The organism is Sphingomonas sp. Leaf343 (assembly GCF_001423765.1).
Classification (GTDB): Bacteria; Pseudomonadota; Alphaproteobacteria; order Sphingomonadales; family Sphingomonadaceae; genus Sphingomonas.
Genome location: NZ_LMPG01000012.1, coordinates 1 through 23,532, shown reverse-complemented (window position 1 = coordinate 23,532; position 23,532 = coordinate 1). Strand labels below are relative to the sequence as shown.

At 67.9% G+C, this 23,532-nt stretch carries 19 protein-coding genes; 6 read left to right on the top strand and 13 right to left on the bottom strand.

Annotated features, from left to right (window positions below):
* Positions 1-337: 337 nt before the first annotated feature.
* Both ASG07_RS09580 and ASG07_RS09575 read right to left on the bottom strand, forming a co-directional pair.
* The gene (locus tag ASG07_RS09580; protein WP_055845158.1) at positions 338-1,213 is read right to left on the bottom strand and encodes a right-handed parallel beta-helix repeat-containing protein; all 876 of its coding nucleotides are present in this window, start codon (positions 1,211-1,213) and stop codon (positions 338-340) included.
* Between the two features lie 138 nt (positions 1,214-1,351).
* Positions 1,352-3,952 (bottom strand): EAL domain-containing protein, encoded by a 2,601-nt coding sequence (locus ASG07_RS09575; RefSeq protein WP_055845154.1) that lies wholly within the window; start codon positions 3,950-3,952, stop codon positions 1,352-1,354.
* 102 nt (positions 3,953-4,054) lie between these two features.
* On the opposite strand from ASG07_RS09575, the gene ASG07_RS09570 reads away from it, so the two are divergent.
* Entirely contained in the window at positions 4,055-5,575 is a 1,521-nt protein-coding gene (locus tag ASG07_RS09570; RefSeq protein ID WP_055845152.1) for a fumarate hydratase, read from the top strand.
* Between the two features lie 40 nt (positions 5,576-5,615).
* On the opposite strand, the gene ASG07_RS09565 is transcribed toward ASG07_RS09570, so the two are convergent.
* From ASG07_RS09565 to ASG07_RS09520, 10 genes are all read right to left on the bottom strand, one after another.
* Positions 5,616-7,337: a DEAD/DEAH box helicase gene (locus ASG07_RS09565; RefSeq protein WP_055845148.1), complete on the bottom strand. Its 1,722-nt coding sequence runs from the start codon at positions 7,335-7,337 to the stop codon at positions 5,616-5,618.
* A 43-nt stretch (positions 7,338-7,380) separates the two neighbouring features.
* A complete protein-coding gene (locus ASG07_RS09560) occupies positions 7,381-8,553 on the bottom strand; it encodes an NAD(P)/FAD-dependent oxidoreductase (RefSeq protein ID WP_055845146.1) in 1,173 nt (390 codons plus the stop codon).
* 143 nt (positions 8,554-8,696) lie between these two features.
* The gene (locus tag ASG07_RS09555; RefSeq protein ID WP_055845142.1) at positions 8,697-8,876 is read right to left on the bottom strand and encodes a hypothetical protein; all 180 of its coding nucleotides are present in this window, start codon (positions 8,874-8,876) and stop codon (positions 8,697-8,699) included.
* On the bottom strand, positions 8,876-9,331 hold the full coding sequence (locus ASG07_RS09550) for a GreA/GreB family elongation factor (protein ID WP_055845139.1): 456 nt from the start codon (positions 9,329-9,331) through the stop codon (positions 8,876-8,878). Before ASG07_RS09550 ends, ASG07_RS09555 begins: the two co-directional genes overlap by 1 nt.
* A gap of 29 nt (positions 9,332-9,360) precedes the next feature.
* A complete protein-coding gene (gene acs / locus ASG07_RS09545) occupies positions 9,361-11,295 on the bottom strand; it encodes an acetate--CoA ligase (protein ID WP_055845136.1) in 1,935 nt (644 codons plus the stop codon).
* A gap of 237 nt (positions 11,296-11,532) precedes the next feature.
* Complete coding sequence (locus ASG07_RS09540; protein WP_055845133.1) at positions 11,533-12,585, bottom strand: c-type cytochrome; 1,053 nt, start codon at positions 12,583-12,585, stop codon at positions 11,533-11,535.
* The gene (locus ASG07_RS09535) at positions 12,582-13,157 is read right to left on the bottom strand and encodes a cytochrome c oxidase assembly protein (RefSeq protein WP_055845130.1); all 576 of its coding nucleotides are present in this window, start codon (positions 13,155-13,157) and stop codon (positions 12,582-12,584) included. Before ASG07_RS09535 ends, ASG07_RS09540 begins: the two co-directional genes overlap by 4 nt.
* The gene (locus ASG07_RS09530; protein WP_055845127.1) at positions 13,154-13,531 is read right to left on the bottom strand and encodes a hypothetical protein; all 378 of its coding nucleotides are present in this window, start codon (positions 13,529-13,531) and stop codon (positions 13,154-13,156) included. Before ASG07_RS09530 ends, ASG07_RS09535 begins: the two co-directional genes overlap by 4 nt.
* Entirely contained in the window at positions 13,528-16,044 is a 2,517-nt protein-coding gene (ctaD, locus tag ASG07_RS09525; RefSeq protein WP_055845124.1) for a cytochrome c oxidase subunit I, read from the bottom strand. Before ctaD ends, ASG07_RS09530 begins: the two co-directional genes overlap by 4 nt.
* On the bottom strand, positions 16,041-16,967 hold the full coding sequence (locus ASG07_RS09520; RefSeq protein WP_236694630.1) for a cytochrome c oxidase subunit II: 927 nt from the start codon (positions 16,965-16,967) through the stop codon (positions 16,041-16,043). Before ASG07_RS09520 ends, ctaD begins: the two co-directional genes overlap by 4 nt.
* A gap of 127 nt (positions 16,968-17,094) precedes the next feature.
* Here ASG07_RS09520 and ASG07_RS09515 point away from each other — a divergent pair, with 127 nt between their 5' ends.
* The 3 genes from ASG07_RS09515 (at position 17,095) to ASG07_RS09505 (ending at position 20,404) form a co-directional block, all read left to right on the top strand.
* Positions 17,095-17,484: an acyl-CoA thioesterase gene (locus tag ASG07_RS09515; RefSeq protein WP_055845121.1), complete on the top strand. Its 390-nt coding sequence runs from the start codon at positions 17,095-17,097 to the stop codon at positions 17,482-17,484.
* A gap of 57 nt (positions 17,485-17,541) precedes the next feature.
* On the top strand, positions 17,542-18,705 hold the full coding sequence (locus ASG07_RS09510; protein ID WP_055845118.1) for an isovaleryl-CoA dehydrogenase: 1,164 nt from the start codon (positions 17,542-17,544) through the stop codon (positions 18,703-18,705).
* A gap of 103 nt (positions 18,706-18,808) precedes the next feature.
* A complete protein-coding gene (locus ASG07_RS09505; protein WP_055845115.1) occupies positions 18,809-20,404 on the top strand; it encodes a carboxyl transferase domain-containing protein in 1,596 nt (531 codons plus the stop codon).
* Positions 20,405-20,421: 17 nt separating this feature from the next.
* Here the strand turns inward: ASG07_RS09505 and ASG07_RS09500 are convergent, their stop codons facing one another.
* On the bottom strand, positions 20,422-20,832 hold the full coding sequence (locus ASG07_RS09500) for an endonuclease domain-containing protein (protein WP_055845112.1): 411 nt from the start codon (positions 20,830-20,832) through the stop codon (positions 20,422-20,424).
* Positions 20,833-20,907: 75 nt separating this feature from the next.
* Here ASG07_RS09500 and ASG07_RS09495 point away from each other — a divergent pair, with 75 nt between their 5' ends.
* Both ASG07_RS09495 and ASG07_RS09490 read left to right on the top strand, forming a co-directional pair.
* On the top strand, positions 20,908-21,378 hold the full coding sequence (locus ASG07_RS09495; RefSeq protein WP_055845109.1) for a hypothetical protein: 471 nt from the start codon (positions 20,908-20,910) through the stop codon (positions 21,376-21,378).
* A 163-nt stretch (positions 21,379-21,541) separates the two neighbouring features.
* Entirely contained in the window at positions 21,542-23,377 is a 1,836-nt protein-coding gene (locus ASG07_RS09490; RefSeq protein ID WP_055845106.1) for an acetyl/propionyl/methylcrotonyl-CoA carboxylase subunit alpha, read from the top strand.
* The last annotated feature ends 155 nt before the right edge of the window (positions 23,378-23,532 follow it).

The window sequence follows — 23,532 nt, the reverse complement described above, 5'->3', positions numbered from 1 at the left end:
CAAGCACTTAGCCTACACCCATGCCATCAGGCGGTGGAGAACAAAATGCGATCATCGCGGCCATCGCAATATCGCCGGGGGCATTCGTGCCGTCCCGGGTCCATCAACGATCACACCAGCTATAGGGTCCCGATCCGTCGCTTACCCCCAGAGATTGTGGCAAAGCCGCCTGAGAGGCAAGTCCGATTTGCCGAAACCGCAGATCGCATCATCATCGGTTCGATGCCGCATCGCCGCGACGCGCGGATTTGCGCCGCGCCGCCGATCCGCAAGGGAACGCAGCGCGAACGAAAATAATTAATCGATCGTAAACGGGGCTGTGCGGCCGCGCGCCGGCTCAGCAGCGCGCGGTACCTTCGCCGTCCGGATAGGATTCGACGACGTTGCCGCACACCCGATTGCTGCGCCCGGTCGTGTAGATCCAGGTGCCGATCAACTGGAATGGCCAGTTGAGCGCACGGGCACCGGGAATGGTGCGAACGCGGTTGCCGGTGACGAGCGAGTTGCGCCCCTCCCAGATCACGATGCCGTTCCAGTAGCGGAGATTGAGATCGTTGTTGCGGACGGTGATGCGGTCATAGCCGCCCTGGCCGGGATCGAAGAAGCTGATGCCCTGCATCTCTCCCTCCGCGGCATTGTCGGTGATGGTGATGTCGCTGGTCGGCCGGAAGCCGCGACGCGACCAGCCCTGGATACAGTCCGAATGGTCGCCGTCGACGAGCAGCCGCCCGTCGGACGAATAGATCGCGCGAATCGGCTTGAAGTTGATGCAGGCGTTGCCGGTGATCCGGACGCGTTGCGACATCGCGATATTGACGCCGTCGGACCGGACGCCGTCGAAGCTGTTGCCGACGATATCGATATCGGTCGAGCGCGCCATCGCGACGCCGACGGCCGGCCCGGTGATCCGCATGCCCGACACCAGAATGTCGCGCGAATCGACGATGGATACCCCGAAGGACTGCAGCCGCGGGCCGATAATCGTCCCGCCCAGCCACTCCATCCCCGTCACGTTGCGCATCGTGATACCCGTGAAGACCGCGCTGCGCGCGTCCACGCGGACCCGGCGACCGAACTGCCGCCTGACGACCAATACGGTTCCGTAACGACCTTCGCGCAGGGTGATCGTGTCACCCGCCCGGGCGGCACGAAGTTGGGCGGGCAGGGTGGCGGGCGTCGCAACGAGTGCGGCGAGAAAAACCGTCTGGATCATGAGGCGCTGTACGCGATCGGCTTTTTCCTGACATAGGTTGGCCCGATCGGCTTAACCCTGTCCGGCCACAATTCATCGCAATGTGCGAAAATAATTTACGATTCGAGGAACTTATCTGCCGCCGCTCCGGATCAGGCGTCATCCCGTCCGGCGAAGCGTCCGCGGCGGCGCGTTGGTGACGAGGTCGACGTCGATCGGGTGGAGGAATTCGATGCCCGCACGACCGTCCACGGCCCAGCGCAGCTTGGCGGCGATCATCCTGTCCTTCACGAGTTCGATCAGCACGTCGAGATCGCCAGGCGGGCCATCGACCGCGATGCCGTCGATCATCGCACCCGTCGCGGAGATGTCACGCAGACGGACGTCGCCTTCGACTCCGTCGATCGCGATGCGGGCGGCGCGCAGCATGCGGGTCCGGGGGGCGCGGCTGATGCGGTAGCCGGATGTCGCGGTCCGGCCGTTGTCGGCAGCGAGCCGGATGGCAATGTCCGCCGGCGGCATCGGGCGGCCGTAGACATAGCCCTGGATGTGGCTGCACCCCAGGTCGCGCATCAGCCAGACCTCGTCCTGCACCTCGCACCCTTCGGCAGTGGTCTCCATTCCCAGCGTGTCCGCGAGCGTGACGATCGCGCGGATGATTGCGGCGTTGCGATTGCCCGGCTGGGCGGCCCCCCGCACGAAGCTCTGGTCGATCTTGATCTTGTCGAACGGCGCGGTGCGGAGATAGCCGAGCGACGAATAGCCGGTCCCGAAATCGTCCAGCGCCAGCCGGACCCCGATACCTTTCAGCGCGCGGAACATGCGGTCCGACGAACTCGTCTCGTCGAGGAAGACGCCCTCGGTGATCTCCAGCTCCAGTCGCGCCGGGGCGAGGCCGGAGCGGGCAAGGGCGCTGGTGACGAGCGCGGGAAGCTGCGCGCTGGCGAACTGGATGGGCGAGACGTTGACCGCGACGCGGATGTCCGCCGGCCATTCCGCCGCATCGAGGCAAGCGGTGCGGAGCACCCATTCGCCGAGTTGCTCGATCAAACCGCATTCCTCGGCGACCGGGATGAATTCCGCCGGCGAGATCGGCCCGCGTTCGGGATGCGTCCAACGGACCAGCGCCTCGCAGCCGACGATGCGCTCGTCGCCGGTATCGACCACAGGCTGATAGGCGATGTGCAGCCCGCCGGTGGCCAGCGCCTGGCGAAGGTCGTCCTCCAGTTGCTGGCGGCTGCGGGCGCCCGCGAGCATGTCGGGCGAATAGAAGCGATGGACGCCACGCCCGTCGGCCTTGGCCGCATACAATGCGAGATCGGCGTTGCGGACCAGCGTCTCCGCGTCCTCGCCGTGGTCGGGCGCGAGCGCGACGCCGATCGAGCAGCCGATCGTGACGGAGGTGCCGCCGACCGAATAGGGTTGCGACAGCGCGAGGATGACCGCGCGCGCCAGTTCCGCGAGCGCCGGCCGCGAATCGATGCCGGGCAGCAACACCTTGAACTCGTCGCCGCCGAGCCTGCCGACCAGCCCCTTGTCGCCGATCTCCCGCAGCAGCCGCTGCGCGACCTGTTTCAGCAATTCGTCGCCCGCCTGATGGCCGAGCGTGTCGTTCACCGCCTTGAACCGGTCTAGGTCCATCAGGAACAACGCCGCCGGACGGCGCTGGCCGGGCGGCGGCGCGAGCGTCTTGTCGAGCGAGAAGCGCATCCGCTGGCGATTGGCGAGGCCGGTCAGCCCGTCGAACAGGGCGAGCCGCGTGATCTCCGCCTCCGACCGGCGTTTCTCGGTCAGGTCGACGCCCGAGCCGATGAAGCCGGAGAAGCGGCCGAGATCGTCCAGCACCGGCCGGCCGCTGATCGACCACCAATGCGCGCCGCGCCGGTCGCCGGCCGCGCAGACCGAATAGTCGTTGAACGAGGTGCGCGACGACAGATGGAACGCCAGCGTCCGCTCCGTACCGGGCGTGGCGGCGTCCATGCGGAAGATCTCGGTCAGCGCGCGCCCGACCGGATGCGGGCCGAATGCGGCGATCTCCGCGGCGACCTTGCCGGACAGGTATGTGACGCGGCCGGTGCGATCGGCCTCCCAGAACCAGCCGGTGCCCTGGCCCTCGAACTCGGCGACCATCTTGGCGGCGAAGCGCCCCTCGCCATGGGCGAGATCGTTGGCGACGGCGGCAGCGTGATCGGCCTGCACCAGCCGCAGCGTCAGCCCCCCGGCGACGACCACCAGCGCCGCCGCCGACAGCGCCGGCCAGCCACCGCCGGCGCAGATCGCCAGCGCCACGGCCGCGCCGCCGGCATAGCCGAGGGCGGCGACGCGGACGGGCGCGAGAACGATGCCCGCCAGCCAGCCGGCGCCGATCAACGCGACCAGACAGGCGATCCGGTCGTTCCCAGCCATCGTGCCGCCATCCCATATCAGCGGAGGCAGCGCCGAGCCGACCGCGGCGGCGGCGAACGTCAGGGCGCGGATGCGGCGATGCGGCGGTATCGTGCGCGCCAATCGGACGACGGCGAAGACGGCGGCGGTGCCGACCATCAGCCACGCCGTCCCCAACGCCGTATTCCTGCTCGCCCCGTCCGCGACCAGCCGGACGATCGCGGCGACCATCAGCGCGGCGAGCGCCGCCGGCCATGCCACGGCCACCAGCGCCAGCCGCGCGGCGTCCCGACGGCTGGTCCGTTCGTCCTCGACAACGCCCAGCATCACCGCGAACGGTACGGGGACGGTGTCGGAAAAGGGATCGGACGACATCCCGCCGCGCTACCACGCGCGACGTTAACAGGATGCTGCGTCGCATCGGCAACGCGGCGCGGCGATTGCATCGCCGGACGCGGTGCCGCTAAAGCGCGGGACATGACCGTCACGATCCGCGAAACCGACCTGATCGAGAGCGTCGCCGACGCGCTCCAGTTCATCAGCTACTATCACCCGATGGATTATATCCGCGCGCTCGGCGAGGCGTATGACGCGGAGCAGTCGCCCGCGGCCAAGGACGCGATCGCGCAGATCCTGACCAACAGCCGGATGTGCGCGGAGGGGCATCGCCCGATCTGTCAGGACACGGGCATCGTCACCGTGTTCGTCAAATGGGGGCAGGATTGCCGGCTGGAGAGCAATCTCGGCCTGCAGGAGGTGATCGACGAGGGTGTGCGGCGCGCGTATCTGCACCCGGAGAACAAGCTGCGCGCGTCGATCCTGGCCGATCCCGCCTTCACCCGCCGCAATACGAAGGACAATACGCCGAGCGTCCTGCACGTCGAGATGGTGCCGGGATCGAAGGTGTCGGTGGACGTCGCGGCGAAGGGCGGCGGCTCGGAGAACAAGTCCAAGTTCAAGATGATGAACCCTAGCGATTCAATCGTCGACTGGGTGCTGGAGATGATTCCGCAGATGGGCGCGGGCTGGTGCCCGCCCGGCATGCTGGGCATCGGCATCGGCGGGACGGCGGAAAAGGCGATGCTGCTCGCCAAGGAATCGCTGATGGGCGCAATCGACATGGGGCAGTTGAAGGCGCGCGGGCCGCGCAACGATATCGAGGCTTTGCGCATCGAGCTGATGGACAAGGTGAACGCGCTCGGCATCGGCGCGCAGGGGCTCGGCGGGCTGTCGACGGTGCTCGACGTCAAGATTCTCGACTGGCCGACGCATGCCGCGTCGAAGCCGGTGGCGATGATCCCCAATTGCGCGGCGACCCGGCATGCGCATTTCACATTGGACGGCAGCGGGCCGGTCTATCTGGAGGCACCCAAGCTGAGCGACTGGCCGCAGGTGAACTGGACGCCGGACAAGGCGGCGATCCGCGTCGACCTCGACACGCTGACGCCAGAGGTGGTGGCGACGTGGAAGCATGGCGACCGGCTGTTGCTCAACGGCAAGATGCTGACCGGGCGCGATGCGGCGCACAAGCGGATCGCGGACATGCTGGCGCGTGGTGAGTCGCTGCCGGTGGATTTCGCGGGGCGCGTCATTTATTATGTCGGGCCGGTCGATCCGGTCGGCGAGGAAGTGGTCGGCCCCGCCGGCCCGACCACCGCGACGCGGATGGACAAGTTCACGCGCATGATGCTCGATCAGGGCCTGCTCGCGATGGTCGGCAAGGCGGAGCGCGGCCCGGCGGCGACCGAGGCGATCGCCGAGGCGAAGTCGGCCTATCTGATGGCGGTCGGCGGCGCGGCCTATCTCGTCGCGCGGGCGATCAAGGGCAGCAAGGTCGTCGGTTTCGAGGATCTGGGAATGGAGGCGATCTACGAGTTCGAGGTCAGCGACTTTCCGGTGACTGTCGCGGTCGATAGCGCGGGGCAGAACGTGCACCAGCTCGCGCCGCTGGTGTGGCGAGAGAAGATCGCGCGCGAGGGGCTGCTGACGCCGGCGTGACCGGAACGACCGGCCGGGCCGAAGCCCGGCCGGTGACGGCTCAACGCTTCGGTCGGGTCGGACGGGCCGAATAGCTCGCCGGACGCGGACCGTTGGGCTTGCGACCACGCGGTCCCGCGCCTGCACCACGCGGAGCCTGTGGTGGCGGACCATCGGCGGGAATGATCGTGATGCCGCTCTCGTCGTTGCCCTGACCGGCGGTCTTCGCAACCGAAGCCGCGAACTTCGCCGCGACCGCGCGCGGGATCTGCACGCGGGTTTCGTTCTGGTCGATGCGAATCGCGCCGATCTCGTCGCGGGTGACATGCCCACGGCGGCAGATCAGCGGCAACAGCCAGCGTGGGTCGGCGTTCTGGCGGCGACCGATGTCCATCTTGAACCACACGGTATCGTCGAAGCCGGGACGATGTTCGCCGGTGCGGGTGTCGCCACCGCGCTGACCACGATCGGGCTCGGACGATTCGAGCATCTCCTCGGGCGAGGGCAGGCGGCTGCGCATCAGGCGCACCAGCATCGCCGCGATCTCGTGCGGCTCGCGCTGTTCGAGCAGGCGCAGGCCGAGCGCGTTGTCCTCCTCGTCCAGCTCCACCGGCTCGGCGAGTTGCGTCAGCAGGCGCTCGCGATCGGCGGCGCGGATGTCGTCGGCACTGGGCACCGGCGTCCACGTCACCGCGATGCGGGCGCTGCGCAGCATCATGTCGACGCGGCGACGCTTGGGATAGGGGACGATCAGGACCGCGGTCCCCTTGCGACCGGCACGACCGGTACGGCCCGAGCGGTGCTGGAGCGTCTCTGCATCGCGCGGCAGTTCGACATGAACGACCAGCGACAGGCTGGGCAGATCGATGCCGCGCGCGGCGACGTCGGTCGCCACGCAGACGCGGGCGCGCTGGTCGCGCAACGCCTGAAGCGCGGCGTTACGCTCGTTCTGCGAATGCTCGCCCGACAGTGCGACGGCGGCGAAGCCACGTTCCAGCAGGCTGGCGTGGAGGTGACGGACATTGTCGCGCGTGGCGCAGAACAGCATCGCCGTCTCCGCCTCGTGCAGGCGCAGCAGGTTCACGACGGCATTCTCGATATCGGACGGGGGCACGGCCATTGCCTGATATTCGATGTCGCCGTGGCCGCGATCCTCACCGACCGTCGAGATACGCAGCGCATCCCGTTGATAGGTGCGGGCCAGCGCCACGATCGGGCGCGGCAGCGTCGCCGAGAACAGCAATGTCCGCCGCGTCTCCGGCGTGCCGTCGAGCAATTGCTCCAGATCCTCGCGGAAGCCCATGTCGAGCATCTCGTCCGCCTCGTCGAGGACGGCGACGCGCAGCGCGGCGAGGTTCAGCGCGCCACGTTCCAGATGGTCGCGCAGGCGGCCGGGCGTGCCGACGACGATGTGCACGCCCTGATTGAGCGAGCGCCGCTCGCGGCTGGCGTCCATGCCGCCGACGCAGGTGGCGATGCGCGCACCGGCAGAGGCGTAGAGCCACATCAGCTCGCGACTGACCTGAAGCGCGAGCTCGCGGGTCGGGGCGATGACCAGCGCGAGCGGCGCGGCGGGACGATCGAGCGTGCCGTCCGGCATGAGCTCGTCCGCCATCGCGAGGCCGAAGGCGACCGTCTTGCCGGAGCCGGTCTGCGCGGACACGAGCAGATCGCGGCCCTTCGCATCGTCGGCAACGACCGAAGCCTGAACGGGGGTGAGGGTTTCGTAGCCACGCGCGCTAAGCGCCTCGGCGAGAAGCGGGGGCAGGTTTTCGGGGATCATAAGGCCTGGGATATGGGGTGTCGGTGCCGCATCGGCAAACCGATCATAGGGATTGGCCTGTAGCCCAACCGCTCGCCCAAGCCCACTGAAAATTATATCCGCCCAGCCAGCCGGTCACGTCGACCGCCTCGCCGATCGCATAAAGTCCGGGTATTTTCTTCGATTCCATCGTCTTTTGCGACAGTTCGGCGGTGCTGATGCCACCGACCGCGACCTCCGCCTTGGCATAGCCTTCGGTGCCGTTCGGGCGGAATTGCCACTCCGCCAGTCGCTGTCCTGCGTTCCGCAATGCCTTGTCGGACTGATCGGCGAGATTGCCGGGCAGCGTCAGCCGCTCCGCCAGTGCCTCCGCGAGGCGGCCGGGCAGGGCGGCCGCCAGCGTTTTCGTGGCGGAGGCGCGGGGATTGGCGCGCTTGGCCTCGACCAGCCACTCCGCGCCGCGACCGCCGGTGAAGTCGATCGCGACCGGCTGGCCATGACGCCAGTAGCTGGAGGCTTGCAGGATCGCCGGGCCGGACAGGCCGCGATGGGTGAACAGCGCCGCCTCCGCGAAGCCCGGTCCGTCGCCGCGTGCGATCACCGGCGCGGCAACGCCGGCGAGGTCGCGGAACAGCGCCTCGTCCGGGCCGAGCGTCAGCGGAACGAGCGCGGGGCGCGGCTCGACCAGCTTCAACCCGAACTGGCGCGCGAGGCGATAGGCGAAGTCGGTCGCGCCGATCTTTGGAATCGACGGCCCACCGGTGGCGATCACCAGCGCGGGTGCGGTGACGATTCGGTCGCCGACCGTAATGCGGAAACGGCCGTCATGCGCCACGTCGTGCACCGGCCGGCCGAGCGCGATCTCGACGCCGCCGATCGCGCATTCCTCCAGCAGCATGTCGACGATCTGCCGCGCGGAGCCGTCGCAGAAGAGCTGGCCGAGCGTCTTCTCGTGCCACCTGATCCCATAGCGATCGACCAGCGCGACGAAATCGGCGGCGGTGTAGCGGCCGAGCGCGGAGCGGGCGAAATGTGGGTTGGCGGAGATGTACCGGTCGTGCGCCGCGTCGACGTTGGTGAAGTTGCACCGCCCGCCGCCGGAAATCAGGATCTTGTTGCCCACCCGGTCGGCGTGATCGATCAGCAGCACCCTGCGCCCGCGCTGGCCGGCGGTGGCCGCGCAGAACAGGCCGGCGGCCCCAGCGCCGAGGACGATGGCGTCGTAGCTTTGGGTCACCGACGAAGGGTCGAGCCAATACGCTGCGAACTCCCCTCCACCCCGGCGATGGCCGGGGTCCAGTTGCCGCGCAGGCAGAGGGACCCAGGGCGCTGGCTGAGCCTGGACCCCGGCCTCTGCCGGGGTGGATTATATGACATCGCTCACCGCAGTTTCGCGATCGACAGCCCGTCCGCCTTGGCGCGGTCCTTCACCGATTCCTCGCTGCGGGTCAGCGCCTTGGCGATCGCCTTCAGCGCCATGCCCTTCTTGGCGAGCTGGTGCAGCTTCTGCACCTCCTCCGTCTTCCACGGCTGGCGGTGGCGTTCGAACTTTTCGGCCATTATCGATTCTCCACCGACAGGATGCGGATCGCGTCGGTGCGACCCTGAAAATCCGCCGTCTCGCCCGCCTGCAACCCGATCACCGCGCGCGCCAGCGGGGCGGCGAAGCCGATCGCCGTGTCGCCGTTCGCCTCGTCATGCCCGACGATCGCCAGCGTGCGCTGAACTCCGTTCAGCGCGAACGTGACCCGGCTGCCGATCCCGACCTCGTCGTCCTCGGGCAGCGCCATGACCTCCACCGTCGCCGCGCGCGTCCGCCAGTAGCGCAACTCGCGCAGCAGCGGCACGGCGTCCTCGGTCGAGGCGGCGGCGATCCGCGCCTCCAGATCGGCAATCGTGCCGGCGATCAGCGCCGGACCCGCCGCCGTGACCCGATTGGGTCCCGGCGGGATCGGCAGTTCGAAGCGCGGCTCCAGATGTTCCTCGTCGCTTTCCCGGCGGAAGGCGACGCTCATGACGGGTGATCCATCCGGTGCAGATAGGTCTAACCGATGCGGTTCGCCACCAGATCGTCCACCACCGCCGGATCGGCCAGCGTCGAGGTGTCGCCGAGTGCGCCGGTATCGCCCTCCGCGATCTTGCGCAGGATGCGCCGCATGATCTTGCCCGATCGCGTCTTGGGCAAGGCCGGCGCGAACTGAATCGCGTCGGGCGTGGCGATCGGCCCGATCTCGCGGCGGACCCACTGCTTCAGCTCGGCGGACAGTTCGTCGCTCGCCGCGACGCCGCCGTTCAGCGTGACATAGGCGTAGATGCCCTGACCCTTAACCTCGTGCGGCATGCCGACGACCGCCGCCTCCGCGACCTTGGCGTGCAGCACCAGCGCCGACTCGACCTCGGCGGTGCCCATGCGGTGGCCGGACACGTTGATGACGTCGTCGACGCGGCCGGTGATCCAGTAATAGCCGTCCTCGTCGCGGCGGCAGCCGTCGCCCGTGAAATACTTGCCCGGATAGGTCGTGAAATAGGTCTGGAAGAAGCGGTCGTGATCGCCCCAGACGGTCCGCATCTGTCCCGGCCAGCTGCCGGTGATGCAGAGATTGCCCGACGTCGCGCCCTCCAGCACCTCGCCCTTCTCGTCCACCAGTTGCGGGAAGATGCCGGGCAGGGGTCTGGTCGCAGACCCCGGTTTCAGCGCGGTCGCGCCGGGCAGGGGGGCGATCAGCGCGCCGCCCGTCTCCGTCTGCCACCACGTATCGATGATGGGGCAGCGACCCTCGCCGACGACCTCGTGATACCAGCGCCACGCCTCCGGATTGATCGGTTCCCCGACCGAGCCGAGAATGCGCAGGGACGAGCGATCGGTCGCCGTGACCGGCGCATCGCCCTCCTTCATCAACGCACGCAGCGCCGTGGGGGCGGTGAACAGCCCGGTGACCCTGTGCCGCTCAACGACCTGCCAGATGCGGCTGGCGTCGGGCCAGTTCGGCAGTCCCTCGTACATCAGCGTCGTCGCGCCGTTCGCGAGCGGGCCGTACAGGATATAGGTGTGGCCGGTGACCCAGCCGATATCGGCGGCGCACCACCACACGTCGCCGGGCCGATAGTCGAAGCACCATTCGTGCGTCAGGCTGGCCCAGAGCAGATAGCCGCCGGTGGAATGCAGCACGCCCTTCGGCTTGCCGGTCGAACCGCTGGTGTAGAGGATGAACAGCGGGTCCTCCGCCTTCATCGGCTCGGGCGGGCAGTCGGTCGACACCTGCGCGGCGGCCTCGTGATACCAGACGTCGCGATCGCCCATGGTCACATCGCCGCCGGTCGCCCTGACGACGATGACGCGTTCCAGGCTCGGCGCGCGGGTGGCGGCTTCGTCGACGCACGCCTTCAGCGCGACACGTTTGCCGCCGCGGCGTCCCTCGTCGGCGGTAACGACGATCCGCGAGTCGCAATCCTGTATGCGCCCGGCGAGAGCGTCGGCGGAGAAGCCGCCGAATACGACGGAATGGACAGCACCGATCCGCGCACAGGCGAGGACCGCGAACGCCGCCTCCGGGATCATCGGCATGTAGATGGTGACGCGGTCGCCCTTCGTCGCGCCGTTCGCCTTCAGCACGTTGGCGAAGCGACAGACCTCCGCATGCAGTTCGCGATAGGTGAAGCGGCGCGGTTCCTCGGCCGGAACGCCCGGTTCCCAGATGATCGCAACCTGATCGCCGCGCTCGGCCAGATGCCGGTCGAGACAGTTGGCGGCGGCATTGAGGGTGCCGTCCGCGAACCAGTCGATATGGAAGTCTGCCTCGTCGAACGACCAGTCGCCGGCTTTTCGGGGAGCATCGATCCAGTCGAGCCGCTTCGCCTGTTCCAGCCAGAACGCGTCGGGTTGGTCCTTCGCCGCCGTGTAGAGCCGCTCGTATCCTGTCGCATCGATCCTGGCCTGTGTCGCCCACGTCTCTGGCACCGGAAACAGGTCTGCGGTCATCGGCGAATCCTCTCTCGTTTGGATGCCGTGTTAACGTGGTTTGGCGGGGAAGGGGATCGGTGATCTGCCGCTGTGCGCGCCGGGAGTTGCAGAGCGTTTGCTTTACTCACACTTCCCCGGCGGAGGCCGGGGCCCAGTTGCCGCGCAGGCAGTGAGACTCACCGTCTTCACCGCAACTGGACCCCGGCGTTCGCCGGGGTGGAGCAGGTGGGCAGGGCGCAGCCTCGGCAGAACGGCCTATCGTCGTTCCCCGGCCAGATACGCCGCCAGCGGATCGATCATGTCCGCGGGGATGCGCCGCGCGATGACCGGCATGGTCGCGTGGCTCTTGCGGGCATCGACAACCTCCTTCTCGCCCCGCCACTGGCGCAGGCGTTGGGCGATGTAGCTGGCCCGCTGGCCGTTCAGCACGGGGTATCCCTTGCCGGCGGCGTGGCAGCTGGCGCAGGCCGGGAGCTGGATCTCGGGCAGGCCCTTCTCCACGATCCGCTGCGCTGCCGCCGGGCCGGCCGGAGCGGTCGCGCCGGTCCCCGGCATCGCCGCGAAATGACCGGCCAGTGCGCGCATCTCCGCGTCGGACAAGATGGCGGCGGCGTTGCCCATCACGGCGCTGTGTCGCGTGCCGTCGGCATAGGCACGGAGGGCGGCGAGCAGATATTCGGGCCTTTGCCCGCCGAGCACCGGAATGTCCGGCTGGCCGCGCCCGCGGCCGTCCGCACCGTGACATCCGGCGCATCCCGCCAGCACGCCATCCTTGACCCCGGCCGCGCCAGCGCCGGCGGTCGCTTCGGTCAGCGAGCGGTATTCGGCGACGCTCATCGTCGGCAGCCGGCGGACGAAGGCGACCATGCGGCGAATCTCGTCCGGCCGCTCCGGCGCGCCCCAGGCAGGCATGCCGCTGTATTTGACGCCGTGTTGCAGGATCCAGAACAGTTGCTTGTCCGTCCATTCCTTCGCGTTCACCGCCAGATCGGGGGCGGGGGGCGTCGCCGCCTGCATCACGGGTGAAGGACGACGGCCCGGCGCACCGTGGCACGAGGCGCAGGCATTGGCGAAGTGGCCCGCCGCGCTGACCAGTTCCTGCTGCGCGCGCGGATCGTCCGGCGCGGAGAAGGCCGCGTGCGTCTTCACCGAATTGCGCATGACCCAGTGCAGGAACCAGTCCGTCACCGGCCAGTGCCCGCTGGACGCGGCGACGTTGAACAGCCCCGACCACGCGAACAGCATCCCCGCCGCGAACAGCGTCAGCAGCGTCGCGCCGACGCGCTTCCAGGTGATCCTCAGCGTCATGCCGGCTCCTCCCGCATCTTCAGAAGTCCGGCCAGCATCGCCAGCCCGCCGACGAAATAGCTCGCCGCGCCGATCATCAGCATCACCACGCCGCCCAGTTGCTGATCCTCCATCCCGTGATCCATCGACGCGTACAGGGGACGCGGCGCGAGGCCGATCAGCGCGCCCAGCAACGTCATGTGCATCGATGTCAGCAGCAGCGCGCCGATGCCGCCAGCACGGTGGCCCGGCGCGAACACCGCGCTCCAGAGCAACAGTCCGGCGGCGAGAAAGCTCACCTGCTCGACCGCCAGCCACACGCCGCTGCCATCCGCCAGCGCGCGCATTGACGGGACGTGCCATCCCCATACGACGACCAGTTCCACCAGCATCATCGCCATCGGCGTGAGCGTGCGCGGCCAGCGCGCGGCAGGATCGAGGCGGCCACCGTGCAGCCCCCACGCCACCAACGGCGCCGCGACCGCGACGGCGATCATGTGCCCGGCCATATGCCCGGTCATGCCCCCGACGATCGCCGCCGCCCAGCCGAGCGGCAGCAGGACCAGTCCCGCGATCAACGCAGCGTGCTTCATCGGCAATCCGTCAGGAAGATGACCGGCATCGCGGTGAACACGACGCCGATGAAGCTCAGCGCCGCCAGCAGCACGGTCGCCGTGGCGAGGAAGCGGAGACGGTCGATCTCTGTTCCCGAATCATGGGGCGGCGTGTCGCCCTTGCGGTTGGCCTGAACGTGCGCGACCCAGCCAGCCGCGACGATCACCGCCAGCGCGATCGCCGTGCCGACGGCGAACAGCGTCGGGAAGGTCGCGAACTCGCCGACCTTCGCACAGTTGAGCGCCGCCCAAAGGTAGGAGAACAGGAAATGGCCTGCCCACATACTCGGCGGCACGATCAGCGTCCACAGCGTGACGCGCAGCCCGGCAATGCGTTCACGCAGGCGCTTCACGACGCCGCCCCCGGAAACAGGCCGATCGTGGCGTAGGTGACGACAGCGGTCAGCGCGAGGAAGTGCATGAACACGGTGATGTTGCGCAGGTCCGCGTCATATTGCGGCGTCATCCTGCCGGCGATGCTGCGGGCCAGCGTGTAGCCCTGACAGATCGCGCCGACCCCGGCATGCGCGGCCGTCCAGATCGCCAGCACCCAGACGATCGCCGGATAGACATGGTCGACGGGGTTCAGACCGGTGAACCACGGCCCGGCCAGTCCCGCGAGCAGGCTGGCGAGCGTCAGGACGATCCCGACGACCAGGAGGCCGCGTGCTACGAGCACCTGACCCCGCGCATGCACCTCCCGCGCGACCACCGTCGCGGCCCAGCTGGCGAGTTGCGTGCCCATCGCGACCATCGGCCAGAACACGCCCGGCCCCGCCGCGTCGGGCGGAGGGAAATCGGGATGCACGGTCCAGTAGAAGTAGTAGCCAAAGACGAGGCCCGAAAAGGCGGTGGCGTCGGCCAGCATCGTGATGAACATCGCCCACCAGCCGCTGGCCGAGGGACCGGAGATATACAGCGGCACGACGATGCCGTGGCCGATCGACTTCTCGGGCTTCTCCGGGATGATCGCCGTCCCCGTCCACAGCCATGTCAGCACGCAGCCGAGCGTCACGAACGCTCCCGCCAGCGACCACCAGTAGAGGTGATAGGTCGTCAGGATGAACACGCTGCCCAGCGCCACCGCCGTCGCCATCGGGATGAAGCTGGGCGTGCCGAGGCGCACCACCTGCAACGGGCGAGCGTCGAGCACGGTGGTGACGATCGTCTCGCGCTTCATCTCCTCCGCGTCGGGCAGGAAGAAGCGACCCTCGTCGACCTTGGCGACGAAATCCTTCTGGTCCCAGATCGGGTAGCGGCTCTCGATCAGGGGCACCGACCGGATGCCCCAATTCTCGTCCTCCGGCTTGGCCAGCCATTCCAGCGTGCCGGCGTTCCACGGATTGCGGACGCCCTTCGGCCGGGTCGGCGACAAGGCGAGGTCGATGCACACCATCAGCACGCCGGTCGCGAACAGATACGCGCCGACCGTCGACGCCATGTTCAGCCCGCCGATGCCGAGTTCGGCCGGGTAGGTGAACACGCGTCGCGGCATCCCCTCCAGCCCCGACAGGTGCATCGGGAAGAAGGCGAGGTTCGCCCCGGCGAACATCACCCAGAACGCGATCCGCCCGATCCGGTCGGACAGCTTCTTGCCGGTAATCAGCGGCCAGTAATAATAGAGCCCGCCGAACAGCGGCAGCAGCGTGCCGCCGATCAGCACGTAATGAAGGTGCGCGACGACGAAATACGTGTCGTGCGCCTGCCAGTCGAACGGCGCGATCGCGACCATCACGCCGGTCAGCCCGCCGATCGTGAAGATCGCGATCGATCCCACCGCATACAGCAGCGGCGTCGACCAGATCACGCGGCCCGCCCACAGGGTTGCGATGAACGCGAACACCTGAATGCCGGTGGGGATCGCCACCGCTTCGGACGCGGCGGAGAAGAAGGCGAGGCTGATCTTCGGCAGCCCCGTCGCGAACATGTGGTGGACCCACAGGCCGAAGCTCAGGAATGCGGTGCCCACGGCCGCCAGCACGATCCACGGATAGCCGAGCAAATGCCGCTGCGCGAACGTCGGGATCAGCATCGCGAACAGCGCGATCGACGGCAGGAAGACGATGTAGACCTCCGGGTGACCGAAGATCCAGAACAGATGCTGCCACAATAGCGGATCGCCGCCCTTTGCGGCATCGAAGAACGGCCAGCCGAGCAGGCGCTCCATCTCGAACAGCAGGTCGCCCGCGATCAGCGGCGGGAAGGCGAACAGGATCATCACCGCCACGACGAGGATGTACCAGGCGTAGAGCGGCATCAGGTTCAGCCGCATGCCGGGCGGGCGGCATTTCAGCACGCCGACGATCAGCTCCACCGCCGCCGCCACCGACGACACCTCGATGAAGCTGAGGCCCAGCATCCAGATGTCCGCGCCCAGCCCCGAGAGATCGGTGCGCGTGGTCAGCGGCGGGTACATGAACCAGCCGCCGTCGGGCGCGGCGTTGAAGAAGATCGACCCGCCGACGAAGACGCCGCCCAGCAGGAAGCTCCAGTACCCGAACGCCGACAGCCGCGGGAACGGCAGGTCGCGCGCCCCCAGCAACTGCGGCAGCAGGATGATCGACACCGCCTCGAACATCGGCACGGCGAACAGGAACATCATCATCGAGCCGTGCAGCGTGAACAGCTGGTTGAAGGTGTTTGCGGAGACCAGGTCGTTCTCCGGCACTGCAAGCTGCGTCCGCATGATGAGCGCCAGCACGCCCGCGAACAGCATGAACGCGAAGGCGGTCAGCGTGTACCAGACGCCGACACGGTTGTTGTTGACGTCGGTCCAGCGCAGGAACAGCCCCTCGGGCGGTTTCCATACGGCACGCAGCCGCTCCTCCTGCTCGGCGCGCAGGGTCAGGTCGTTCTGGTCGCTCATTTCAGCCCTTGGAGATAGCGGGCGAGCGCGACGGCGTCGGCCGGTGGCATGTGGTCGAAGGCGGGCATGCGGACGCCCGGCTTGGTCTTTTCCGGGTGGCGGATGAAGCCGGCGACGTTCGCCGTCGTTATCGGCAGCACGCCGGCGGCCAGCGTCTGGCGTGCCCCGAAATGCGTCAGGTCGGGGCCGATCGCGCCCGCCTCTCCGGTGCCGCGGATCGCATGACAGCCGCCGCAGCCATATTGCGCGAACAGCGCGTTACCGCCCGCCGCCGGCTTGGCTTCCGCCGTCAGCCAGCGGTCGAACGCCGCCGGCTCCAGCGCCACCACGTCGAACGCCATCAGCGCATGGCTCAATCCGCAAAACTCGGTGCAGACGCCGCGAAACCGCCCCGGCTTCGTCGCGCGGACGACCAGCGTGTTGGTGCGGCCGGGGATCATGTCCATCTTGCCGGCCAGACCGGGAATCCAGAAGCTGTGGATCACGTCGCCGCCCATCAGCTTCAGCGCCACCGTTCGCCCGACCGGAACCCGCACCTCGTTGGCGGAGACGACTGGCGCGGCGTTGAGCGGGCGATAGGCGACCCGCCACCAGAATTGTTCCCCCTCGACATCGATCGTCAGTTCGGCGCGCGTGGTGGGCAGGGGCCGCATCGCCGGCAGCGACGTGACCAGCAGCGTGAACAGCAGGATCGTCGGCACGACGCCGCCCGCCCACAGCACCAGCTTCATGCCCTGATGATGGGTCAGCCGCTCGCCCGGCGTCCGGATCGCGTGCCGGATCAGCAGCGACATGCCGACCGCGATCACGACCGCGCCGACCAGCAGCACGATCGTCAGGTCGCGGGTGGAACTCGCCTCGACGCCGAAGGGGGCGAGCGCGGACTGGTGCCGGTTGCATCCGGCAAGCGACAGCGTCGCCAACAGCCCGAAAAGATGGAATTTCCCCCGTATGATCGTTCGGCTCCCTGCTCGGCTGTATACTCGCACAGCCTGCCATTTGCTGACATTGCTGTTAGCGCGGACGCGACGTCCGTGTTATGATCCGGCCATGACGACCTTGCCCCATGCCTATGCCATCGACGTTGATCCTTCGGACATCGATTTCATGGGTCACGTCAATAACGCCAGCTATTTGAAATGGGTCCAGGAAGCCGTCATCAGCCACTGGCAGAAACTGGCGCCGGCAGAGGCGGTTGCGGCGCATCTGTGGGTCGCTCTCCGTCACGAGATCACCTACCGCAAGCCCGCCTTCCTCGACGACGAAGTCATCGCCACCGTCATCCTCGAAAAGGTGCAGGGCGCGCGTGCCTTTTACGACACCGTTATCCGCCGCGGCGAGGAAGTGCTGGCGGAGGTGAAGTCGAGCTGGTGCTGCATCGACGCCACGACTCACCGCCCCGCGCGCTTGACCCGCGCCGTGATCGATCGTTTCTTCTGATACGACTTGGCCTCATCTTCGTGTCGGTCTAGGGCTGGACGAAAATACGGAGAGGGCATGCAGGATTTCGACTTCGCGCTGGGTGAAACCGCGGACATGATCCGCGACACCACGCGCCGTTTCGCGAGCGAGCGCATCGCGCCGCTGGCCGCCGCGATCGACGCGGAGGATCGCTTCCCGATCGAGCTGTGGCCGGCGATGGGCGAACTCGGCCTGCACGGCATCACCGTCGCCGAAGAGGATGGCGGACTTGGCCTCGGCTATCTCGATCATGTCGTCGCGTGCGAGGAAGTCAGCCGCGCCTCCGCCTCGGTCGGGCTCAGCTACGGCGCGCACTCGAATCTCTGCATCAACCAGATCGCGCGCTGGGCCAATGCCGAGCAGAAGGCGAAGTACCTCCCCAAACTGATCTCCGGCGAGCATGTCGGCAGTCTGGCGATGTCGGAGGCCGGGGCGGGGTCCGACGTCGTGTCGATGAAGCTGCGCGCGGAGAAGACCGGCGACGGCTTCCGCCTGAACGGCACGAAGTTCTGGATCACCAACGCCGCTTATGCGGACACGCTGGTCGTCTACGCGAAGACGGGGGAGGGGAGCCGCGGCATCACCGCCTTCCTGATCGAAAAGGATATGGCCGGTTTCTCGATCGGCCAGAAGATCGACAAGATGGGCATGCGTGGGTCGCCCACCGCCGAGCTGGTGTTCGACGACTGCATGGTTCCGGCCGAAAACGTGATGGGGCCGGAAAATGGCGGCGTCGGCGTGCTGATGAGCGGCCTCGATTACGAGCGCGCGGTGCTGGCGGGCATCCAGCTCGGCATCATGCAGGCGTGCCTCGACGTGGTGCTGCCCTATATTCGCGAGCGTCGCCAGTTCGGCCAGCCGATCGGCACGTTCCAGCTGATGCAGGCCAAGGTCGCCGACATGTACGTCGCGCTGAACTCCGCCCGCGCCTATGTCTATGCGGTCGCGCGGTCGTGCGATGCGGGCAAGACGACGCGCTTCGACGCGGCGGGTGCGATCCTGCTCGCCAGCGAGAACGCGTTCAAGGTCGCCGGCGAGGCGGTGCAGGCGCTCGGCGGTGCCGGTTACACCAAGGACTGGCCGGTGGAACGCTTCCTGCGCGACGCGAAGCTGCTCGATATCGGCGCGGGTACGAACGAGATCCGCCGGATGCTGATCGGCCGCGAACTGATCGGTGCCGCCGAGAAGGTGGCGCAGTGAGGCCGCCGCATCGATCCCCCCCGGCACGGGGAGGGGGACCAGCGAAGCTGGTGGAGGGGCCGTCAGCCTGTGGCTGCGCCCTCCCCGTACCGGGGAGGAGTTGATGGCGGTCCTCGCCACCACCCTCTCGCCCGACAGCGAAACATTTCGCGCCAACGCTGTCCACAACCGCGCGCTGGCCGAGAACCTCCGTGCCCGCGTCGCGACCTTCGCGCTGGGTGGCCCCGAGAAGTCCCGCGACCGCCATACCGCGCGCAACAAGCTGCTCCCCCGCGACCGGGTCGAGCGCCTGCTCGATCCAGGCAGCGCGTTTCTGGAGATCGGCCAGCTTGCCGCGAACGGCTTATACGACGGCGAAGTGCCCGGCGCGGGCCTGATCTGCGGCATCGGGCGCGTCTCGGGCCGGCAGGTGATGATCGTCTGCAACGACGCCACCGTGAAGGGCGGCACCTATTATCCGCTGACCGTCAAGAAGCACCTCCGCGCGCAGGAGATCGCGCAGGAGAACCGGCTGCCGTGCATCTATCTGGTCGACAGCGGCGGTGCGAACCTGCCGCATCAGGCGGAGGTCTTTCCGGACCGCGATCATTTCGGGCGCATCTTCTTCAATCAGGCGAACATGTCCGCGCTCGGCATTCCCCAGATCGCGTGCGTGATGGGCAGCTGCACCGCCGGCGGCGCCTATGTCCCTGCCATGTCCGACGAAACCGTGATCGTCCGCAATCAGGGTACGATCTTCCTCGCCGGCCCGCCGTTGGTGAAGGCGGCGACGGGGGAGATCATCTCCGCCGAGGAGCTGGGCGGCGCGGACACGCACGGCCGTCGATCCGGCGTCGTCGATCACGTCGCCGAGAATGACGAGCATGCGCTGACGATCGTCCGCGACATCGTCGCCACGCTGCCGCCGCAGCGCGAACCCGACGTGAACCTGCGCGCCCCCGTCGAACCGCGCTTCCCGGCCGAGGATTTGTACGGGATCGTGCCGCAGGATGTCCGCGCGCCGTATGACGTGCACGACGTCATCGCCCGGCTGGTCGACGGATCGGAGTTCCACGAGTTCAAGGCGCTCTACGGCGCATCGCTCGTTTGCGGCTTCGCGCATATCCATGGCATGCCGGTCGCGATCCTCGCCAATAACGGCGTGCTGTTCAGCGAAAGCGCGCAGAAAGGCGCGCATTTCATCGAACTCGCCTGCCAGCGGCGTATCCCCCTGTTGTTCCTCCAGAACATCTCCGGCTTCATGGTCGGCGGCAAGTATGAGGCGGAGGGGATCGCCAAGCACGGCGCGAAACTGGTCACCGCCGTCGCCACCGCCAGCGTGCCGAAGATCACGGTGCTGATCGGCGGCAGCTTCGGCGCGGGCAATTACGGCATGTGCGGCCGCGCCTATTCGCCGCGCTTCCTGTTCACCTGGCCGAATGCGCGGATCAGCGTGATGGGCGGCGAGCAGGCGGCCTCCGTGCTGGCGACCGTCCACCGCGATGCGGAAAATTGGACGCCGGATGAAGCGGAGGCGTTCAAGGCCCCGATCCGCCGCAAATACGAGGATGAGGGCAACCCCTACCACGCGACCGCGCGGTTGTGGGACGACGGCGTGATCGACCCGATCCAGACGCGCGACGTGCTCGGGCTGGCCCTCGAAGCCTGCCTCAACGCGCCCGTGCCGGACGCCGCGCGCTTCGGCGTGTTCCGGATGTGACGGGGGAATTCGGCTCGCTATTCCTCCCCAAGCTCGGCTTGGGGAGGTGGCACGCCGTCGGCGTGACGGAGGGGCAGGCGCGCGCCGGCGTGCGAAACGATCTGCCGCATGACCGCGTCCATATCCTCCAGCACATCTCGCGCCGGCACTCTCAGCGTCGCGATGTCGTGTTTCGCCAATATCGCATCGCGAACGGCATCGCGCTCGGGCATGTTACCCCGCGCATGAACCTCGCCGTCGACTTCAATCGCGAGCCGCGCCGCAGCACAGTAGAAGTCGAGCACGTATGCGCCCGCCGGATGCTGGCGGCGAAACCGCAGCCCGCCCGGATGGTCGCGAAGCACCTGCCACAGAACGACCTCCGGCAACGTCATCGTCCGTCGCAACGCTCGCGCTCGTTTGACGGTCTTGCCCGGTTTACTCAGCATCCCGCCCGCCCCTCCACCATGCTTCGCATGGTCCCCCTCCCCGAGACAAGCTCGGGGAGGATTTAGGAGTACGTCATGATCCTCCCGCTCCTCCTCCTCTTCCTGCAATCCGACAAGCTCCCCCCGGCCAACCCGCTCCCCTACACGGACCCGGATGCCGCATCGGTGATGGCTCCCGTCAACCGCATACTCGCGGCGGTCGGCACGCGGGATGGCGCGGCGATCGTCGCCGACACCCGGTCGGAGGGGGGCGCGACCGTCGTCGTCGAGCGCGCCGACGGCGACCGCACGATCCGTCACCTGAGCTGGGCCGAGTTCGCGAGTGGCATCAAGCCCGGCACGGAGACGCTGGCGGAGCGCATGCCCGACCCGGCGATCGAGGTCGACGGCGATATCGCGATGGTCTGGGGGCCCTATGTCTTCACCGTCGACGGCAAGGCCAATCACTGCGGCGTCAACCATTTCGACCTGATCCGCGAGCAGGGCCGCTGGAAGGTGTTGAACGTCACCTGGTCGCAGCGGTCGACCGGCTGCGAGGCGCGCTGATGCTGTCCTACACCGGTCGCGATCGCTATGATCGCGCCGCCATGCCGCACATCGCGAGCCCGCGCCGGCGGTGCCGCATCGATCGGTTCGGTGCGAAGTGGAGGAACCCCGTCCGGCGCCTCCACTTCCTCCACTTCGGTTTCGCCTCACAAGGCTTTTCAGCATGATAGCTTCGCTCCTCATCGCCAATCGCGGCGAGATCGCCTGTCGCATCATCCGCACCGCGCGCGGACTGGGCATCCGCACGATCGCGGTCCATTCGGACGCGGACGCGAGCGCACTCCACGTTCGCCTCGCCGACGAAGCCGTGCGCATCGGTCCGTCGCCGGCGCGCGAGAGCTATCTCGTCGGCGACCGCATCCTCGCTGCGGCGCGCGACACGGGGGCGGAGGCGATCCACCCCGGTTACGGCTTTCTGTCGGAAAACGCCGACTTCGCGGCAGCGGTGATCGCGGCGGGGCTGGTCTGGGTCGGCCCGCGCCCCGATTCGATCCGCGCGATGGGACTGAAGGATGCCGCCAAGTCGCGGATGATCGCCGCCGGCGTCCCCGTGACGCCCGGCTATCTCGGCGACGACCAGTCGCCCGATCGCCTCGCGGCGGAGGCCGTTACGATCGGCTACCCCGTCCTGATCAAGGCGGTCGCCGGTGGCGGCGGCAAGGGTATGCGCCGCGTCGACGACGCTGCCGACTTCGCCGACGCGCTCGGCTCCTGCCGTCGCGAGGCCGCGTCCTCGTTCGGCGACGATCGCGTGCTGATCGAAAAATACATCCTGTCGCCGCGCCACATCGAGGTGCAGATATTCGGCGATACGCATGGCAACATCGTCCACCTCTTCGAACGCGACTGCTCGCTGCAGCGCCGCCATCAAAAGGTGATCGAGGAAGCCCCCGCGCCCGGCATGGACCCGGCCACGCGCGCGGCGGTGTGTGACGCGGCGGTCAAGGCGGCGCGTGCGGTCGATTATGTCGGCGCGGGCACGATCGAGTTCATCGCGGACGCATCCGCCGGCCTGTCGGCCGACCGTGTCTGGTTCATGGAGATGAACACCCGGCTCCAGGTCGAACATCCCGTCACCGAAGCGATCACCGGCCAGGATCTCGTCGAGTGGCAGCTCCGCGTGGCGAGTGGCGAACCCTTGCCGCTGACGCAGGACGAGCTGGCGATCGACGGCCATGCGATCGAGGCGCGGCTCTATGCGGAGGACCCGGCCAAGGGCTTCCTCCCCTCGATCGGTCGGCTGGACGTCTTCGATCTCGGCGAATCGGTCCGGATCGACACGGGCGTGGAGCAGGGGGCGGAGGTTTCGCCCTTCTACGACCCGATGATCGCGAAGCTCATCGCCCATGCTGCGACCCGAGAGGAGGCGCGCGAAACACTGGCCGATGCGCTGGACGAGGCGGTGATATGGCCGGTTCGCACCAATGCCGGCTTTCTCGTCGAGGCGCTGGATCATCCCGACTTCGTTGCCGGCACCGTCGACACCGGCCTGATCGCCCGCGAAGGCGAGGCGCTGATGCCGCCCCCCTTGCCCAGTGACGAGGCGCTCGCCGATGCGGCGGCGTCCTTGAGCGGGGAGGGCGGTGGTTTCCGCCTCAACGCCGGACCGAAGCGCCATGGCTGGTTCCTGCTGGACGGTCAGCCTCTGGAAATCGACTTCGCCGAAGGTGCGGCCGATTCGACCGGCGAGGACCGCGTACTGATTGCCGAGGGGGGGCAGGTCTGGGAACTCGGACGCTGGCGAGTCGACGGCGCGGCTGTCGGCGGGGCGGCAGACGGCGCCATTCTCGCGCCGATGCCCGGCCGGATCATCGCCGTCGATGTTGCCGAGGGGCAGGAGGTCGCCATGGGCCAGAAGCTCGTGACGCTCGAAGCGATGAAGATGGAACACGCACTCGTGGCACCGTTCGCTGGAACCGTGGCAGGCTTGTCGGCGCAGTCCGGCGGACAGGTGACGGAGGGGACGCTGCTCGTCAGGATCGAACGATCCGCCGACTAGCCTCCAGCGCTCAGGAGGAGCGCCGCTGACGGAGGAATGGGCCTGTCGGATCTTTTTTGCACATTTCTGACAGAAAGGGTTTGACGGGCATGGGGTGTTGTCCTAGATGGGTTTCACCGCAGCGGCGGCCCGGACGGGTTGTTGAGGTGGTCGCC

Excerpts from the sequence above, each read along its gene's own strand:
- ASG07_RS09580 (WP_055845158.1), bottom strand. The coding sequence starts at position 1,213 with ATGATCCAGACGGTTTTTCTCGCCGCACTCGTTGCGACGCCCGCCACC.
- ASG07_RS09575 (WP_055845154.1), bottom strand. The coding sequence starts at position 3,952 with ATGTCGTCCGATCCCTTTTCCGACACCGTCCCCGTACCGTTCGCGGTG.
- ASG07_RS09570 (WP_055845152.1), top strand. The coding sequence starts at position 4,055 with ATGACCGTCACGATCCGCGAAACCGACCTGATCGAGAGCGTCGCCGAC.
- ASG07_RS09565 (WP_055845148.1), bottom strand. The coding sequence starts at position 7,337 with ATGATCCCCGAAAACCTGCCCCCGCTTCTCGCCGAGGCGCTTAGCGCG.
- ASG07_RS09555 (WP_055845142.1), bottom strand. The coding sequence starts at position 8,876 with ATGGCCGAAAAGTTCGAACGCCACCGCCAGCCGTGGAAGACGGAGGAG.
- ASG07_RS09550 (WP_055845139.1), bottom strand. The coding sequence starts at position 9,331 with ATGAGCGTCGCCTTCCGCCGGGAAAGCGACGAGGAACATCTGGAGCCG.
- acs (WP_055845136.1), bottom strand. The coding sequence starts at position 11,295 with ATGACCGCAGACCTGTTTCCGGTGCCAGAGACGTGGGCGACACAGGCC.
- ASG07_RS09540 (WP_055845133.1), bottom strand. The coding sequence starts at position 12,585 with ATGACGCTGAGGATCACCTGGAAGCGCGTCGGCGCGACGCTGCTGACG.
- ASG07_RS09535 (WP_055845130.1), bottom strand. The coding sequence starts at position 13,157 with ATGAAGCACGCTGCGTTGATCGCGGGACTGGTCCTGCTGCCGCTCGGC.
- ctaD (WP_055845124.1), bottom strand. The coding sequence starts at position 16,044 with ATGAGCGACCAGAACGACCTGACCCTGCGCGCCGAGCAGGAGGAGCGG.
- ASG07_RS09515 (WP_055845121.1), top strand. The coding sequence starts at position 17,095 with ATGACGACCTTGCCCCATGCCTATGCCATCGACGTTGATCCTTCGGAC.
- ASG07_RS09510 (WP_055845118.1), top strand. The coding sequence starts at position 17,542 with ATGCAGGATTTCGACTTCGCGCTGGGTGAAACCGCGGACATGATCCGC.
- ASG07_RS09505 (WP_055845115.1), top strand. The coding sequence starts at position 18,809 with ATGGCGGTCCTCGCCACCACCCTCTCGCCCGACAGCGAAACATTTCGC.
- ASG07_RS09500 (WP_055845112.1), bottom strand. The coding sequence starts at position 20,832 with ATGCTGAGTAAACCGGGCAAGACCGTCAAACGAGCGCGAGCGTTGCGA.
- ASG07_RS09495 (WP_055845109.1), top strand. The coding sequence starts at position 20,908 with ATGATCCTCCCGCTCCTCCTCCTCTTCCTGCAATCCGACAAGCTCCCC.
- ASG07_RS09490 (WP_055845106.1), top strand. The coding sequence starts at position 21,542 with ATGATAGCTTCGCTCCTCATCGCCAATCGCGGCGAGATCGCCTGTCGC.